Below are 17,555 nucleotides of genomic sequence, written 5' to 3' on the forward strand. Positions count from 1 at the left end.
AATACCAGCAATGTGCCTTTCAATTAGTTGCTTAATTTAATTGTCAAATCTAACGATTTCTTCTCTTAATGACAAAGAACGTCGTTACGCCAGCTAAGATAGCAACACCGATAATGCTGGTTGTGTAACCAATAGCAGCGGTGCTTGGCAGGCTAGCGTGACGAGAGGTGTCACGCGTATTAGTTTGCTTAACTGATGTTGCTGAGGAACTACTTGAAGAAATGTTTTGAGTTGGAACAACGGTCCTTGCTTGACTGCTGGTAGTGCTTGATTGTGAGTTGCCGGTTACTGAGGATGATTGACCATTTGATGTCACACTTGAGCTATCAACGTTGTTTGAGCTTGATGATGAGCTTCCTGAATTACTCGAACTTGACGAACTTGAGCTTTCGGAACTTGAGGAAGTCGTAGGGGCGTAAGTAATCGTAACAACGTTAGCGCCAGCACCGTCTTTAACAACTTTATAGGAAGTTGGTTGATTTGCTGAAATCGTGTAGCCGTCAAAACTTGGCTGGTCGATCGTGATGATGCGGCTAAATTTAGTGGCAATCGTCTTAGAACCCAAATTTTTACCATCAGTAGACACGTAATTAATCGTTACAGTTTCATCGTTAGGAATTAAAACGCTGAAGAAGGTTGTGTTCAGACCCAAGTCATCTTCGCCAACCGTTGATGGTCCTTGATTATTATGATTGATAAATTCTTCAATTGAATTGATGTGAAGTAGCGTGAAAATATCAGCATAACTTTGCTGCTCACCGGATGGATACTCGAGGTAAGATTTATTTGGATCAATGGTGTACCCCGTGTAAATCATCGGAGGAAGAAAAAGCTTGTCGTCAACTTTGTAACTAGTAACGACATTAGCTGGTGTTGTTCCTTCAGAATCAGTATTAGACCACGCATAGGTGACTGTTTCTGTGTTGGGATCCGCCTTGACTGTTGAAGCTGCGGTTGAGAACAATAAAAGTGAGAAAACTAGGGTTAACGTAACCCTGAATACCGATTTAATTAGTTTCATAGCGTAATCCCTTCTTAAATATAGATTGATCAATAGTAAAACAAGAAAACTATCTTTCAAGCTAAGTATACATGATTAAAATAAGTTCACAAAAAAGGCTCCTCAAAAAGTGAGTTTTACTAAGAAATAAAGTCATCTAGTACTCGTTCACACTGATTCCTTTACATGTTTCTTAGTAGGTCTGTATCGTGATGGTGGGGGATGTGTCAGACACTCGTTACATGACTGAAGCTGTCTTCAATAAGGCAACGGGAACCGATGATAAAGAATTAGTGCTGATTAAAGGAGCTAGCCACATTGAAACATACTGGGTTCCAGAGTATGTAGATCAGGAAGCGACCGCAATGACAACGTTCTTTGACGAAAAGCTGGCATAAACAATTTAAACTAATTGTCTTAGTTGATGCATGAATGCGATTTGCAATTAAAAACCGTTTGGCCTGAGAAATGAAATTTCAGGTCAAACGGTTTTTTGTGTGGTTAACTTGATAAGTAGCAATCAGCTTATTCCAACGTCGAATTTTCCGATAGTAGCCATTTAGAAAAGCTGTTCATGTGAATTTGATCGTACTGCTTGTTGTAAATGTCCACGAGCATATCACTTTTGAGACTTTTATTAGGAGCAATGGCGCTCGTGTTGCCGTCCATAATGTCTGCAAAATCTTCAATGGCTGTGGGATCGTCGTCAAATTCACGATCAACCTGCCAGTCAATGAATTGGTCTGACGTCGCTTTTCCTTTGGAGCGTTGCATATGACGATTTAATCGTTTGGCAGCTCCCTTGGCGGTAGCCTGTGCATCCGCGTTTGAAAAATGACTGGTTGCTTTAACAAGCTCTGTGGCGTCAGCACGACCAGTGGCGAGAGATTCTTTGGTGGGTTCCTCGTAGGCGTTACGAATCCCGTTGATGTCATTCACAATGGTTTGGGTTCGTCGGTAATCACTTCGCCAAATTCGGTACCCGGCATACTTAGTTGTGGCAACTGGGCCAGCGATTCCAAACCCAAGGGCCAACACAAACATGATGCTCGTCAACGTAATGCTCAGGCCCCGGTGCGCCCGTTTTTGAATAAGTTCAACAAGCATCCAGATTCCCAGACCTAATGTTGCGAGTCCAAATAAAATGGTGAATAAGATGCAAAATAAATAAAAGCTAAATGCCATGTGTGCCTCCAAAAAATGCTGGCCCCAAAAGGTACCAGCAAGAAAATTAACGTTTAGTAATCAGATGATGCTGCGGCAATCCCGATAATAACTGCAAAAATAGCAAAGATTAAGTACAGCCCTAAGATTGAGACATTGATGATAAAGCTGACAAAACCAGCCCGGTTCCATGTTGCTTGAACTTGCTTAAAGGTGGCAACGTCCGTATAGTGACCGTCACGCCATGCCCATTCATTTCCTTTGACCCCACAAACGAAGATCCAACCGAGGTTAAAGAAGGGAATCAAGCATAATAATGGTAGGTAAGTCTTGTTCCCAATTCCCCAGAAAATGTTAAAAGTGAAGGCACCCCAGTTCCATTTCTTGATTTCAGTAGGAACATCTGGTGTTTGCTGAACAGCTTGCTGTTTTGGCGCAGCAGCTTGTGATGCAGGGGCCGTGGCTTGTGAAACGGGTGCTTCAGACGTTACGGGTGCTGTTGAAGTTGCAGAAGCAGGTGCTTGTGACTCAGGTGTCTTATTTGAATCCATGTGATGTCTCCTTAATAGTCGTCGTCAGAATCATTATTGCGAAAAAGCTAGTTTGCCGATGCCACTGTTTTAGCAGGGCGTTGCATCAAGGTATAAACGGTTCCGATGATCAACACAACGAGTGCAGGAAAGGCAAGGAAGGCGGTGAGACCGAATAAAGCACTACCGATAATTCCTAGAACGGGACCGGTAATGGAAATACTGTGCTTCCGTGACAGAACTAGGGCAACAATGTTCAAAATAACACCGATCCAAGCAATTGAATAAAAGACAATTGCAGTGCCACTAGTGACGTTAGTTCCAGAAAATGAATCAGAAAAGGCGGTTCCAAAAATCACAGGCCATGAAATTGTGAATAGCACACAATTGATGATGTCTAAGATTCCGGTCCACATGTTAATTTTTAATTTGGTCATTTGAGTGACCCCCCTAAAGAATGATTCAGCTTTTTAAGACATCAGTGATTTGGTCAAACTGAATGATGATCATTAACTTGGTCAATCACTTAACTTTTGTTAAAGAAATCACACAGCAATTAAAAATGTAACATAAAAAAATATGAATTAGTAGTGTTTAATGGAGATATGTTTTAATGATGATATTGATTAGTGACATAGTGGTTAATCCAGTTAACGCTGGTTTTTAGTTGTAACGATCATTAAACTAGGAGTGAGGATTCAAAGGGAGGACGTATTAATCATGAAGTTAGTGATGCTGGGTGATTCGATTACACAGGGATGGGATGGCTACAAGGATGTGCAATATCCGGCGTCCGTGACCGTCGCGCAACGATTAGGCATTTCAGTGACCAATTTAGGCCATGGGGGTGGCGCAATCATTGGCGAACGAAAAAATGACCTAACAGCATCAGTGGCGTCGTGTTCGTTTGCCGATTACGACATTGTAACGGTGGTCTACGGAATTAATGATTTTAACCAAGGGACGGGGACGCTGGCGACAGTGACTGAGACCCTTACCGCCGAACTCGCCCGAATCCGAGCCCAAACGGCGACAATTCAGCTGGTCGGGATTTTGCCAATGTGGGGCAACATTGACGCGGTAAAGGAAAACCAAAATCAGCGGGGGATTAGCTTTACGGCGTTTCAGGATGCACTTGCAACGACGTATCAGGCTGCCGACGGTGTGGTATTAGATTGGCGGGTGGCCCCTATTGTGACGGCGGCTAATGCTGAACAAACGCTGGCTGACCACTGGTTGCATCCCAATCAGGCGACGTACAATAAAATTGGGGCGCGAATCGCTGATGTTATTCATACAACACTCATAAAATGATTAGACAAATGAGCCGTGTTGGCGAGTTGATGAGGGCTAGTAAAATGCCTCAATTAACTCACCAACACGGCTTTTTTTGTGTAAACGATGTGAAGACTGCGCCCGTTCATAAAAAGGCGTAGCGTTTGGGGGCAAGGAACGGTAAACTATTTGAATACTGTCAAATTTAGGCGGGGGGAATTTGTCCCGAACCGACAACGCGATGGTGAAATTGCGGTAGCAAGAGAAGAATGGGATGGGAAAGTTAATGCATCAGCTATTATCAGAGTTTATGGGAACGGCACTAATGATTATTTTTGGGGTCGGGGTTCATGCCGACACGGTTTTAAACGATACAAAGTATCATGGTTCAGGACACCTTTTTGCCATTACAACATGGGCTTTCGGGATCACAATTGCCCTGTTTATTTTTGGAAACGTCACGATCAATCCAGCAATGGCACTGACGCAAGTGCTGCTTGGAAACATGAGCTGGCTGACCTTCTTCCCAACCGCGATTGTTCAAGTGTTCGGGGGAATGGCAGGGGCGATCATTGTGTACATTATGTATGCTGATTCGTTTAAACATTCTTACGGCAAACTGGACGGCGTAACGATTCGAAACATTTTCTCCACTTCACCAGCCGTTCGGAATTTACCCCGGAACTTCTTCGTTGAATTTTTTGCAACGTTTGTCTTCCTGTCAGGAATTCTGGCCATTTCACAGGTTAAAACGCCAGGAATCGTGCCAATTGGTGTTGGTCTCTTAGTGTGGGCTGTCGGTATGGGGATGGGGGGTCCAACTGGATTCGCCATGAACCTTGCGCGGGACCTTGGCCCACGGTTGGCCCACGCGGTGCTACCCATTAAGAATAAGGCTAGCAATGATTGGCAGTATGGGTTACTGGTTCCAGGAATCGCCCCCTTTGTTGGGGCCATCGCGGCAGCATTATTCGGCAAGTTTTACTTGGGCCTATAAAGAAGTAAACCATTTAATGGGAGAATTTGGTCAACAAGCGCGATAATCTCGAACTAAAATGGTTAAGGTGGTACTCGAATTAGCTTTTTTTGTGTATACTTCCTTGTAGGAGGATTTCAACTAATGAAATTTTTAGGAATGGGACTTGGCTTTTGGATTGGTCTATTAATTGCCATTATTATTGTGGGGATCATTACGTATGTGCTGGCTAAGCGGTATACAACGGCGCAAGCACACAAACGTGAATTAGACCGGCAGGCGGCGTTTGTTAAAGCGGCTGGCCGCATTCAATATGATGTTGACGTGATGACAACAATGGTTGACGATCAACGCCGGTTCAATAAACAAATGTGGCTTGAGTCACCAACAGGGAAGGCGCCAACGTTGGTGGATGATTTGTGGTATGAACCCTTAATGGATGATTTGCACGAACTGCGTCAGTTGAACAATGGCGAGTTACCAGATAACGTTATTTCAGAAGCGTTAACGGTAGCAACCTCGTTAAAAGGGTGGCGGCCATCGTTGATTGCACAGGCTACTGATGAAAAAACAGACTACACGATGTGGTTGGTTGAAACAGGCGCCCGGTTGCAACATATTTTAGATTCATTGGCGCCTGCCTTGAATAAGGCGGCAGTGACAGCACCAAGCAAGTAATTAACAAAAGACTGATCGCCCGTTCACGGGTTGGTCAGTTTTTTTGTATTGGTGGGCCCAAATGTGAGCGCTTGGTGAGCGCTTTTTTAGAAATTCTCAGTCAGGCGCCCGATTGGTCTAAAACTTCCTGTATAATAGTTAAGGTAATAAAATAATCGAAACGAGGCCGTTATGATGTACAAAAATCGAGTTTACTTAGCTAGTCCGTTCTTTTCAGATGAACAAAAGCAGCGCATTGAGACGGTTGTGACAGCACTCCGTCAAAACGAAACAATTGATGCGGATGGGATTTTCATTCCTCAAGAACATCAGGAAGAGTCCTTGGAATTTGGTTCATTTGAGTGGCAAGATTCCGTGTTTGCAAGTGACATGCGCCAGGTAAAACGGGCAGATGTTGTCGTGGCCATTTTGGATTACAAGTACGAAGAGGGGAACCTCGAACCAGACGCAGGAACCATTTTTGAAATTGGGGCCGCTTGGGCTTGGAACATTCCGGTGATCATGGTTCAATTCCATCCAGAAAACGAACTTAACTTAATGTTAGTGCGGTCACTGACAGCAATGTACACAGGTGACAAAATCGCAGCCGGATTGCAGGACTACGACTTTAATAACTTACCAACGAAGTACACGGACATGAAAATCTTCTAACGAACGGACCGTTGAATAAAAGTCCGTTACTAATGGCTAAAATTGTTTAACAATCGGAACGTTTATTAAATGAATTTTTAAAAAAAGTGAGTTTTAGTGGACATCAAGCGTAATTGCCTGTATCGTGGTTGCCAACTTAGGTAAAAGGGAGTGGCAACCATGATTACAAATACAGACGCCTTCATTACGGATCTGAAGCAGATTTTACGAGGCAGCTTTGATGATGATCAGTATTTAGTGGAAGCAGTGGTCAATCGACTAAACGTTTCTCAGACAACGCACTATGAAGTGTCAAAGTGGCGGGCAAATGATCATAAAGATCATGAGTTTACGTTCCGATTGAATGACGACGCGTCCTATACATACGTGACTTCGCGTTAAGGTCCATTGAAAGCCGATTGTTAAACGTTAATAATCACGAAAAGGGATAAAATCATTACTGATTTTATCCCTTTTTATTATGGTTTTGATTAATTATTATGCTCAATCGTGAACGGGTATGACTATTTTGTTGCATGAGCAATTGTTCAAGAGGAAATCATTTTTAATGATCTAGCGACGAAAAAGTAATGGGGGTTAATTATAAAGCAAATGAAAATTAAAAATCTATCGTAATTAAGCTGTCGAAGGATATTGATATACCAGTAATCAAGGTAAAAAAATTCATAAACAGCGCTTCTCCATTTGTGAATTGAAAAAATATTTAGTGTAGTGATTAGTCCGTAGAAATCAAGTGTGATGCTGTAAAAGGTGTTCCTCTTTAGATAAAAAGATTGTGAATTTTAAAATAAGATGTTGACGGATTGGTTAATAATATGCAACTATAAGACGTCCAAAACATTATTTTTAACAATATATATTATAAGGGGGAATTTGATATGGCAGGACGGATTAAAGTCACACCAGAAGAATTACGATCACAAGCAAAGGTTTACACGAATGGTGCCCAAACGGTTGAAGGGGTTTTGCATTCATTGGATAGTGCAAATAACCAGATCAGCCAAGAATGGGAAGGGCAAGCCTTCCAACAATACATGCAACAGTATCAGCAATTATCGCAAAAGGTTAAGCAATTTGATCAGCTGTTAATTGACATCAACCGTCAATTGGACAACGCAGCGAACACGCTGGAACAAACAGACCAACAACTCTCAAAAGGTTTTGGTTTCAATTAATGCGAGGAGGGTCGATGGACGCTTGTTCATCGACCCTTTTTTGCGTTTAGCGATGAATTTTTTGAAAAAAAGGTTAGAGAGAAATCAGGGAGAGATCGATGAAAGCATTTTTGACGAAATACTGGCACTTAGGGGTGGGGCTAATTTTGGCATTAGGGCTCATCGGTTTTTTTGTGCATGCAAGTATCAATAACAGCAGCGTTAGTGAATCATCCAAGCAGAAATCATATAAATTAACGGTTGCTCTGGTCAATGAAGACCAGGGTGGTCGCTTTCACAACATGGATTATAACTTCGGGAATAACTTCGTGAACATGATTACCAAGGACCCCACGAACAACTGGACCGTGACCTCACGGGATATTGCCGAAAGTGGACTCCGCCATAAGACCTACGAAATGGTCTTGATCATTCCAAATAACTTTACCCAGCGAACGTTGCAACTGGAAAATCGTAACCCGCAGCAGGCGCAGCTTCAGTATGAAGTGAACACAAGCAAGAACCCCAACATCCGAACACAGGCGCAACAAAAAGTTACAGCGTTATTGCAATTATTCAATCGACGCGTCATTAACATGTATTTTTCGAGTGTGGTCAACAATCTTCACACAGCACAGACCAACGTGGGAAGCATGGTTAATCGTGAGGGGTACCTTAACGGGAACCTGCAAAACAGTGTGAATAAGCCATTCCAAGGGCTAAACGACAATTTTTCAGAAATTACGGATCAGAGTAAGGACATTCAGGACAGCTACAACGACTGGCAGGATCAGGCGAAATCGTTTAACGATGAGGCGAAGTCCGCCATGGATGACACCGTCAGCAACGGGAAGGATTCACTCAAGGGATTGAGCGATTTCAATAATTCGCAAAATAGTCAGATGACCGATAACAAAAAGGTGGTCACTGACTACTACACGAAGTCCATTGACACCGAAAAGGAACTGCTAGATACGGATCATCAAAAGCTGTTGGCGAATGATAAACAGTCCACGGACGCCTACGATAAGCAGTACCAAGCCTATACGGATGAGCTGAAACTGGTGAAAAGCGATGAGGTCAATAAGCTGAGTGCCCTCAACAGTGAATTGCTGGATGGTGGTCCAGATCAGCCGACGACGGCATTACAGTCATTATTGAACGCCAACAACCAGCTGATTCCAGCCATTGACACGTTAAAAGACCGGTATGACGCCCAAACAAAGGTCCTCAGCGATGAAAACGATCAGTTAGCGATGGATCAAGGCAACATGCGTGAATTCTTCACGGGCGATAAAACGACGGCCCTCACGGAAGACAACATGGACGCGGTTCAGACGCACCTTCAGGAGATGATCAAGAGTTCACTGGAACAGGATTACGACCTCGAGAAGACACAGGTCAACGACAAGGGTCGTCAAGCGATGACGGACTACATGAACCGAAGCGTTGGTGCCGTTGACAGTAACATTACCGCGGCCGTTGACTGGATGCAGTTTGCCGGCGGGTTGCCACAGAATCAAGCGGCAAAGTACCAGCACGACGCCCAGCTAGTGGAAAAGTACGCAAAGGAACACAACGTGACGCAAACGAACACCTCAGCGGTCGACAGCATTAAATCAATTTTGGGAACGAGTGTTGGGACCAATATTCAACAAAGCATTCAGTTCACCATCCCTGAATTAAAAAAAGGGGAATTTGCCTACATCGAATTAAGCGATGTTAAAGGCGCAAAGTTGGATCGGTCTGCGTTAGTTACCCTGTTGAATAATGCTAGTAACGGTAATTTCCATGCGGCATTATCGGATTCACCGGTTGATAAAAAAAGCGGCATTCAAATTACAGCATTAAAGGACCTCCTCGATAAAAAGGATACCGATGGTGGCGTGATCGAAAATGACGCGCGAATCATCGACATCAGCGCTGCTGATCTTAATAAAAACAATGTCATTACACTGGACCAGGATAATTTCCCCCAGTCGTTATTGGCTAATTCGGGACTTTCCTATACATGCACCATGAACGTTACCCATAAAGACCCTGATACAGAGAAAACGAGCTTGCAAGTCGTTGACACGAGCTACCTTGGGTTCACCTACATCAACAACACAAATTCCACCGCTGTGACGCGGATAATGGGCCAGTCGAATAAGATGCTGTACCAGGTGGCGCAAGCTGCGTCTGTGATCGAGGCATACTACGGCGCGAATGCTGCTGATGATGGGCTTCAAACGGACACTTACAGTGCAACGTTAGAAGAACAGGCACCTGATGGTTCCGTTTATAAACAAATGAACAACAAGAGCATGATCGATGAAATTGCGGCGCTTGTGTCTAGTCACCTGGTTGAACAGTATCGGCAACCCGTAGAACAGCTTGATCAGCAAATGACGACGGAGCAGGAAACACTTCAAGCACAGATGAAAGACACTGGTTATGTGGATGCGCAAACGTCAGCATTAGCCACGCTTAAGCAGGCCAACGATGCCATCACCCAAAAGGGGAAGGACCTCATGGCCTGGTATCAAGAAGCACTGGATTACACCAATGCGGTCAATGAGCCAGCTAAAACACCGCTCGTTCTCGACGAAACACTGGTGGACTTTAAACCAGCGGAGCAACCAGAGCTGGCTGATGATCAAACGACGGGGCCAGAGTTGATCAAGAGTTACCAGCAACAGCTGAGTGATAGTCAAAACACGATTACCCAGACGATGGCTGACTCCGCGAAGATCAAGAGCATGACACCAGCATTTGAACACCTAAAGTCCTCAACAAACCAATTGTCCAGCACCAGTAAGGGCATTGTGAACAACGCCAGCGGTTTAGCGCAAACGTGGAGTAACACGATTGCCAAGAATGGTGACTTCTCGAAGGGCTTCAACACGGTGCTTGCAAACACCAAGCAGGGGAACGGGGACAATCAAAACGTGTATAACTACATGGCAAATCCGGTGAGTGCGAAGAACACCAGTGAGATTGCGAACAGTACGTCCATCCTGCCGTATTACCTGGTCTTGATTAACATTTTTGTCACCTTGTTTACGGCCTACACGCTGTCCGTCTTAGAAAAACGGCGGGGTGTGCGGTTGGTTGACCGGTTCGTTAACGTCGACAACCTGGTGTGGAAAAACTTGCCATGGACGCTCGTGGTTGGGGCCGTCGGGGTCGTTGAAGGATTATTGATTGGATACCTCTCACGACAACTCTTACAAACGAACCAAATCGCACCAACGGCATGGGTCTTAACGGTCATGATGATTCAGGTCGCATTGTTGTCCGCTACGACATACTTGTTGCGGCAGGTGAAGACGATGGGCATGGCGATCGCCATGGCGTTAGCGGCACTCTACCTGTTCTTTACACCGAGTTTGGGGATCAAGGTGGCAAACGGCACGCTGACCAAACAATTCATGACGATTTCACCGTTCCAGTATGTGGAACACGTCTACACCAAGTTAACGACAGGAATCGGGCTTGGCACGCAGGGATATGTGATCTTAACGGTCATCGCACTTGTTGTGACCGCCTTAAACCTTGTTGTTTATCACCCACAAAAGGAGGCACCAGCACATGCAGCAACCACAACGAAATAGCCGTCATGGGTGGCTGATCCTGGTTGTTCTTTGCCTGTTTGGTAGTGGCCTTTTGACCCTCACTGCTCGGGCAGATACCGGTCAACCTGGTGTTGCCTCTAGCAGCACTGCAAGTCAGCAGGCGGCCGTGACCAAAAATGAGGATGAGGGCAAACTGGTGGTCAATCAGCAGGTGCTTGAACAGCAACAGTCATCTAACCAGCAACACGGTCACTCAACGAAGGCCGCAGATGAGATTCCGGATCTGTTTGACCCGAAGTATTCGAAGGGGTTGGCGAAGGAACAAGCACAGCAACAGGCCGGTAATAAGGCCGCTAAGCACCAGGTTTTTGCCAAGAAGAAGCTCCAGGTTGACGGTGACGTAAAGGGAATTACGAAGTCTAAACAGCATTTATTCACCAGTAAAAATCAACTGGCGACCTCTGCGGGAGCGGATCCCACTGCCACCACCGGCATTAACGGCGGTCACTGGCTCATGATTGGGGCCATCATGGCTGCCTTTGTGGGTGCCGGTGTGCTGCTTGGCTTCAAGGGACAGAAATTACTTTTCAGGAGACGGAAACATGGCTGAGACAGATTCAAATTACATTAACGTAACCCTTAAAACGGATCATACGGCTGACCGGGGCCTGGTTAACATTGATCTACGGATTCCAAACCGGTTGACGGTGCGCCAATTACTCACCCAACTGATCGATGCAATGGCCGCCCAAGCGGTCACATTGACCCCAGACGACCGCAACATGATTCGGGTCATTAATAAAGCACTTGTCTTAAGCGATGACGATGTGTTGGCCGACTTTCCGGTCACTAACGGCGATGTCATCGAAGTGCTTTAACAACCACTACAGAAAGCATGAGGGAAAAAGACGTGATGAACGACGTAACGATTACATTAGGGGACGACAAGTACCCACTGCACTTTGAACAAAACACAATCAGCATTGAACTTTCGAAGGGACGGATCAAATCAGATAACCGCCAACTCCTTGAAATGACATTAACGAACCATCCCCATTTATTACCGGGACAACTCATCGAGGGACAAGATAGTTATACATGGCAATATCGTAATACGATTGGGGGCCGGTTACTGGTCGACATGATCAAGGAGCTTTCACGAAGCGATAAGTTACGGCTACTGGAAAACCTTGCGGATCTGGTTGAATTCACGGATTCACGGCTGACAGTCTTCCTCCATCCAGACAACCTGTTATTTACAGATAGTTTGACCCCACTCGTGATTCACCGGGGCTTAGAAGACATTGTGCCGCCGTTACAAATGGGCCAGCGGGACTTCTTGCGTCAGTACAAAAGCTTTGTCATTTTCTTGATGACCCCGCAGTACGACTACATGGACCTCTATCAAGGCACGTTAGAAGACGTGAAGCAGACACCATTTAATGCGGCTGTTCTCCGGGCCAGCACCGTGGCAGAATTGCATGACTTCTTGACGAACAGCTATCGTGAAGAGCACGACCGGGTTCTTCACGTTGAAACGGTGATTCCAAAACGCCGGGCCCGCTTCTTCCAAACGGGGTTTTACGTTTTGGCTTCCCTGGTGGTGATCCTTGTTGGGACTGTTCTCTACTACTCCGTGAACAAGGTACCGTATGACAACCGTCTGATGACCAGTCAGAAGGACTACTTAGCCACTGACTATGACCAGGTGATCACCGATTTGAAGGGGGATAATCCTGATAAATTGCCAAAGACGGAGCAGTACATCTTGGCGTCATCCTACATCAACGTCGAAAGTCTCAGTAACACCCAGAAAAAGAACGTGTTGAAAAACGTGACGTTAAAGTCTGACCAAAGTTACCTGAAGTACTGGATCTATAACGGTCGCGGGGACTTTAGTAAGGCGTTGAACATTGCCCAGTATATTAACGATGACCAGTTGATCCTGTATACCTACACAAAGTTGTATGACCAAGTGAACGCCGATCCAAAACTGAGTGGTTCACAAAAGCAGGCCCAACGAAGCAAGTACCAGAAACAAATTGATAAGTACGAGAGCAAGCTAGGGGGTGCGAAGAATGGTTTTGGCAACTAAGTTCACGGAAGCGACCACTCAGGCCGCGAACATTGATCCAAACAACATGCGCCTATTTGTGAGCAACGGGATGACCATGCACGCGATGACGGTGCGACTAAACCGTAATGCCGCCATTACCTTCGGAACACCTGCGACGGGCTATGCCTTTGCAGGCCTGGTCCAACCACTAACGGTGAGCGTCGTTGACGGCAGCTTACTCGTGGGAAACCAACCACTGGTATTAGGGGTCCCGCTGACGGTACGGGGGATGACCTACCAACTGTTACCAAAAGGCACCTTTGTGGCCTATGACTTAAAGGGGCGCGGCGACCTTGTTGTGGGCCCACACCCAAGTGATGACATTAGTCTCCGTGAGAGCCTCGTCAACTTTCACATTCATCGCCAATCAACTGGTTTTGAACTAAGCGTCTTTAGTGGTGACTGCTTCTTGAACCGGCAGTTGGTTGCCGCAGCGACGGTGCCCATGGCCGCCGGGGATGAACTGATCTTTGACGGTGTGCGGGTGCTGGTCAAAGAAGACTACCTTCAGCTGGCTGATCCACTGCAACGGACCCACGTGAAGCTGGCACAGATGCCAACCGTGGATGCCGATCTCCCAGATGACTATCCCAATTACCACCGCTCACCACGGATCATCTACCGGGCGCCCGAAGAAAAGGTCAAGATTGATGAACCCCAACCAGCGCCGATGTCACCGGACAATCAGTTGGGACGGGTCATTTTACCGCCCGTCTTGATGGCTGCAATGGCCTTGATCATGACGTTAGTGTCAAAGGGGAATCCCGTAATGATCCTCTCGATGGTCGGAATGAGTCTGGCCACAGTGGTGACGTCCATCACCGCGTATTTCAAGGGGAAGAAGGACTTCCGGGTCAACAGCAAGCTTCGGCAGGCTGAGTACGATGCCAACCTGACGAAAAAGACGATTGCGTTAACCAAGTTGGCGAATAAACAGGCCCAAGCCTTGCTGTACCACTATCCTGATATGGACACGATCCAAACGATGGTGGCGCAGGTCAATTCACGAATTTACGAAAAGACACCACTTCAGCATGACTTCCTCACGTACCGACTGGGGTTAGGAACCGTGCCGGCAAGCTTTAGTGCTCAGTATGAGGATGATCCGTTCACAAAGGACACCTTGGCTAAGGAAGCCATGGCGTTAAAGACGCGGTTCCAAAACATTGATAATGTGCCGATCACAACGGATCTGATGCACGGACCCGTGGGACTGGTTGGACAACGTGAACTGGTCATTGAGCAGGTGCAGGCGATTGCCATGCAGCTCGCAACGTTCCACAGCTATCATGATTTGCAATTTATTTCGATTTTTCCTGAGGCTGAAAAGCCAAAGTGGGACTGGATGCGCTGGTTGCCACACGCAACGCTACAGGCAATGAACGTCCGGGGATTTATCTACCACGAACGGAGTCGTGATCAGATTCTGAACTCCTTTTACCAGATCCTAAAGGACCATGACCAACAGTTGAAGGAAACGGACAACGGGCAGGAAAAGCTGGTCTTTTCACCGCACTACGTCGTCTTTATGACCCACGAAGAACTGGTGTTAGATCACTCGATCATGGAATACTTCTCTAAGGACTTAACAGAGCTTGGGGTGTCCATGGTCTTTGTGGAAGACGTGATGCAAAGTCTGCCAGAACAAGTCCACACGGTGATCGACATTGCCGACTACCACACCGGGCAGGTCGTGATCGAACAGGGTAAGTTAAAGAATCAACGCTTTGTGCCGGATCACTTCCCAGTTGGCTTTGATGCCGAGGGCGTGGCCCGTGGGTTAGCTGCCTTAAATCACCAAGAAACGTTAAAGAATTCCATTCCAAAGGCCGTGACGTTCATGCAAATGTACGACACCCAACGTGTGGAAGACTTGAACATTGGTCAACGTTGGCAGGAACATGAACCGTTCAAAACCCTGGCTGTGCCACTTGGTGAGCGGGGCAAGGATGACATTGTCACGTTGAACCTGCACGAAAAGGCCGATGGTCCCCACGGATTGATTGCCGGGACCACCGGTTCAGGGAAGTCTGAACTGGTTCAGTCATACATTTTGTCGCTGTCAGTTAACTTCCGTCCGAATGACGTCGGCTTCCTGCTGATCGATTATAAGGGTGGTGGGATGGCCAACCTGTTCCGGAACCTGCCGCATTTATTGGGGGCCATCACCAACTTGGATGGTGCACAAAGTATGCGGGCGCTGGATTCCATTAAGGCCGAACTGCAACGCCGGCAACGGTTGTTCAGTCAGTTCAACGTGAATCACATCAACCAGTACCAACGCCTCTTTAACGAGGGCACCGCGACGGAACCCATGCCGCATTTATTCCTCATCTCCGATGAATTTGCCGAATTGAAAACTGGGCAACCAGAATTCATGAAGGAATTGGTTTCAACAGCGCGGATCGGGCGGTCACTGGGGATTCACTTGATTCTAGCAACGCAAAAACCAACCGGGGTCGTGGATGACCAAATTTGGTCGAACTCCAAGTTCAAGATTTCGCTGAAGGTGCAAGATAAGGCCGATTCAAACGAAATCCTGCACACGCCGGATGCCGCGTCCATCGTGGAACCTGGGCGGGCCTACCTCCAAGTTGGGAACAACGAAAAGTACGAACTGTTCCAGTCCGCTTGGAGTGGGGCGGATTATAACCCTGATCAGGAAATTCAGCACGTGGATCAAACCGTTTACGCCATCAATGAGCTGGGACAGTACGAAGTGCTCACCCAGGATTTGAGTGGTGACGACGATAAGAACGCCGCTGAACTGCAAAAGCGGCCGAGTGAACTGGAAGCCGTGATCGATTACATTCACGATTACGCACAGGCTAATAACATCAAACGGTTGCCGCGGCCATGGTTGCCACCATTGGGAGATATCATTGCCATCACGCCTGATGCGACAATTGACTACCACCAAGCTTGGCAAGGACCACTGGACGTCAAGGTGGCAGTCGGGACGGTCGACATTCCGTCACAGCAGGCCCAAAAACCACTGTTCCTTGATCTCAACGAAAACAGCCACACGGCCGTGATTGGTTCCGCCGGTTACGGGAAGTCCACGTTCCTGCAAACGATGATCATGCAGTTAGCCCGGCAGAACAATCCGGAACAACTGAACGTCTACTTGCTGGACTTTGGGACCAACGGTTTATTACCACTGCAGGACTTACCACATGTAGCCGACATCATCCGGGTGGATGAAACCGAAAAACTGGCAAAATTGCTGACGCGCTTAGATAACGACGTTAAGACGCGTAAGCGCCTGTTGAACCGTGCCGGGGTTGCGACCCTTGATCAATACCGCGAGGCCACAGGCGAGCAATTACCGGTCATTGAAGTCGTGATCGATAACTATGACGCCGTTCGGGACTCACCATTTGAAGATCCGTTCGAAAGCATGATGAACACGATTGCCCGTGAAGGGGCCAGTATTGGGATCTTCCTGTTGATTTCGGCTAACCGGCAGGGAGCCTTCCGGATGCAAATGACCACCAACTTGAAGACGCAAATTGCTCTTTACCTGATCGATGCCAGTGAAGTAACTGATGTCGTGGGCCGGACAAAACTAACCATCGAAGACCTACCGGGTCGGGGGATGGTCAAGTTGGACGAACCACGGGTCTTCCAGACGTTCGAACCTTGTGAGGCTGAGGATGCCTTGCATGTCTTGGAGGCGGTCAAGAATGAGGCCGGACAAATGGCGAATGATTGGACCGGTGAAGTGCCAGAAGAAATTCCAATGGTACCGGATGAGTTTACGTTCGATGAGTTTAAGGAGCGAAAAGCAGTGAAAGCGGCTGGTGAAACAATGATGCCGCTGGGATTGAAGTTAAGTGATACCTTGCCAATTGGGCTTGATTTTGAGCGAAAGAATCTGTTGGCATTGATCTTTGAAACAGAAGAACAAATCGAGGCTTATCATGATGTTGTCATTAAGGGCCTACAAGCACAAAGCAAGGCTAATCCAGTGATGTATTTTGGTGATGATGACGATGCTGAGCTTTATCAAGATACTTTTGCATTAGTTGTAAAACCTGCTAATTACCGTACTGTTCTAGACAACCTTTTAACTGGGATACAAACACCTTCCAGCAGTGATAATCGGACAATCGTCTATATCAAGGATATGATGAAATTCATTGAACAAGTTGATTTGACTGATAATGAGGCGGAAATCTTGTTTAAGCAAGCGGGTAAAGCAGGCTATCATCTGATTATTGGCGTCGACCGAAAAGACCTTGAAAATGCGTTTGTGCCAATGATGGTTGTCCTTAAAAACAGGATTACAATTGGGATTATTGGGAGTCGGATGACTGATCAACAATTGATTAATGTTGGCTTAATTAGTAACGAGGCCTACCCGAGTGTAAATGAGGGTTATTACTTTAGTGGTCGGAATTATGAAAAAGTAAGTATGCCCAAAAATTAACATAACTAAGTAGATGTGGAGG

16 protein-coding genes are annotated in these 17,555 nt (G+C 46.4%); 12 read left to right on the plus strand and 4 right to left on the minus strand.

Annotated features, from left to right (window positions below; genetic code table 11):
• Positions 1 to 49: 49 nt before the first annotated feature.
• Positions 50 to 1,021, minus strand: a complete 972-nt coding sequence (locus tag ACRYI5_RS01350; RefSeq protein ID WP_448224006.1) for a hypothetical protein — start codon at positions 1,019 to 1,021, stop codon at positions 50 to 52.
• A gap of 203 nt (positions 1,022 to 1,224) precedes the next feature.
• Here ACRYI5_RS01350 and ACRYI5_RS01355 point away from each other — a divergent pair, with 203 nt between their 5' ends.
• Positions 1,225 to 1,398: an alpha/beta hydrolase gene (locus ACRYI5_RS01355; protein WP_448224007.1), complete on the plus strand. Its 174-nt coding sequence runs from the start codon at positions 1,225 to 1,227 to the stop codon at positions 1,396 to 1,398.
• A gap of 127 nt (positions 1,399 to 1,525) precedes the next feature.
• On the opposite strand, the gene ACRYI5_RS01360 is transcribed toward ACRYI5_RS01355, so the two are convergent.
• From ACRYI5_RS01360 to ACRYI5_RS01370, 3 genes are all read right to left on the minus strand, one after another.
• Complete coding sequence (locus ACRYI5_RS01360; protein WP_448224008.1) at positions 1,526 to 2,185, minus strand: hypothetical protein; 660 nt, start codon at positions 2,183 to 2,185, stop codon at positions 1,526 to 1,528.
• Positions 2,186 to 2,238: 53 nt separating this feature from the next.
• Positions 2,239 to 2,553, minus strand: coding sequence for a ribonuclease G (locus ACRYI5_RS01365; protein ID WP_448224292.1), 315 nt, complete (start codon positions 2,551 to 2,553; stop codon positions 2,239 to 2,241).
• A 209-nt stretch (positions 2,554 to 2,762) separates the two neighbouring features.
• Positions 2,763 to 3,131, minus strand: coding sequence for a transporter (locus tag ACRYI5_RS01370; RefSeq protein ID WP_448224009.1), 369 nt, complete (start codon positions 3,129 to 3,131; stop codon positions 2,763 to 2,765).
• Between the two features lie 283 nt (positions 3,132 to 3,414).
• Here ACRYI5_RS01370 and ACRYI5_RS01375 point away from each other — a divergent pair, with 283 nt between their 5' ends.
• The 11 genes from ACRYI5_RS01375 (at position 3,415) to essC (ending at position 17,533) form a co-directional block, all read left to right on the plus strand.
• Positions 3,415 to 4,008, plus strand: a complete 594-nt coding sequence (locus ACRYI5_RS01375; protein WP_448224010.1) for an SGNH/GDSL hydrolase family protein — start codon at positions 3,415 to 3,417, stop codon at positions 4,006 to 4,008.
• Between the two features lie 235 nt (positions 4,009 to 4,243).
• Entirely contained in the window at positions 4,244 to 4,966 is a 723-nt protein-coding gene (gene larD, locus ACRYI5_RS01380; protein WP_448224011.1) for a D/L-lactic acid transporter LarD, read from the plus strand.
• Positions 4,967 to 5,089: 123 nt separating this feature from the next.
• Positions 5,090 to 5,623, plus strand: a complete 534-nt coding sequence (locus tag ACRYI5_RS01385; RefSeq protein ID WP_407878200.1) for a hypothetical protein — start codon at positions 5,090 to 5,092, stop codon at positions 5,621 to 5,623.
• Positions 5,624 to 5,797: 174 nt separating this feature from the next.
• The gene (locus ACRYI5_RS01390) at positions 5,798 to 6,274 is read left to right on the plus strand and encodes a nucleoside 2-deoxyribosyltransferase (RefSeq protein ID WP_448224293.1); all 477 of its coding nucleotides are present in this window, start codon (positions 5,798 to 5,800) and stop codon (positions 6,272 to 6,274) included.
• Positions 6,275 to 6,433: 159 nt separating this feature from the next.
• Positions 6,434 to 6,655 carry a DUF5960 family protein gene (locus ACRYI5_RS01395; RefSeq protein WP_407878201.1) on the plus strand — a complete coding sequence of 74 codons (222 nt, stop codon included), beginning with the start codon at positions 6,434 to 6,436 and terminating at the stop codon, positions 6,653 to 6,655.
• A gap of 497 nt (positions 6,656 to 7,152) precedes the next feature.
• Positions 7,153 to 7,449, plus strand: a complete 297-nt coding sequence (locus ACRYI5_RS01400; protein ID WP_448224012.1) for a WXG100 family type VII secretion target — start codon at positions 7,153 to 7,155, stop codon at positions 7,447 to 7,449.
• Between the two features lie 98 nt (positions 7,450 to 7,547).
• On the plus strand, positions 7,548 to 11,024 hold the full coding sequence (gene esaA, locus ACRYI5_RS01405; RefSeq protein WP_448224013.1) for a type VII secretion protein EsaA: 3,477 nt from the start codon (positions 7,548 to 7,550) through the stop codon (positions 11,022 to 11,024).
• The gene (locus ACRYI5_RS01410) at positions 11,002 to 11,595 is read left to right on the plus strand and encodes a hypothetical protein (RefSeq protein ID WP_448224014.1); all 594 of its coding nucleotides are present in this window, start codon (positions 11,002 to 11,004) and stop codon (positions 11,593 to 11,595) included. The genes esaA and ACRYI5_RS01410 overlap by 23 nt, the downstream gene beginning before the upstream one ends.
• Complete coding sequence (locus ACRYI5_RS01415) at positions 11,588 to 11,863, plus strand: EsaB/YukD family protein (protein WP_448224015.1); 276 nt, start codon at positions 11,588 to 11,590, stop codon at positions 11,861 to 11,863. The genes ACRYI5_RS01410 and ACRYI5_RS01415 overlap by 8 nt, the downstream gene beginning before the upstream one ends.
• Positions 11,864 to 11,898: 35 nt before the next feature.
• Positions 11,899 to 13,080: a type VII secretion protein EssB gene (gene essB, locus ACRYI5_RS01420; RefSeq protein WP_448224294.1), complete on the plus strand. Its 1,182-nt coding sequence runs from the start codon at positions 11,899 to 11,901 to the stop codon at positions 13,078 to 13,080.
• Entirely contained in the window at positions 13,064 to 17,533 is a 4,470-nt protein-coding gene (gene essC / locus ACRYI5_RS01425; RefSeq protein WP_448224016.1) for a type VII secretion protein EssC, read from the plus strand. The genes essB and essC overlap by 17 nt, the downstream gene beginning before the upstream one ends.
• Positions 17,534 to 17,555 lie beyond the last annotated feature (22 nt).

The organism is Furfurilactobacillus sp. WILCCON 0119 (genome assembly GCF_053471565.1).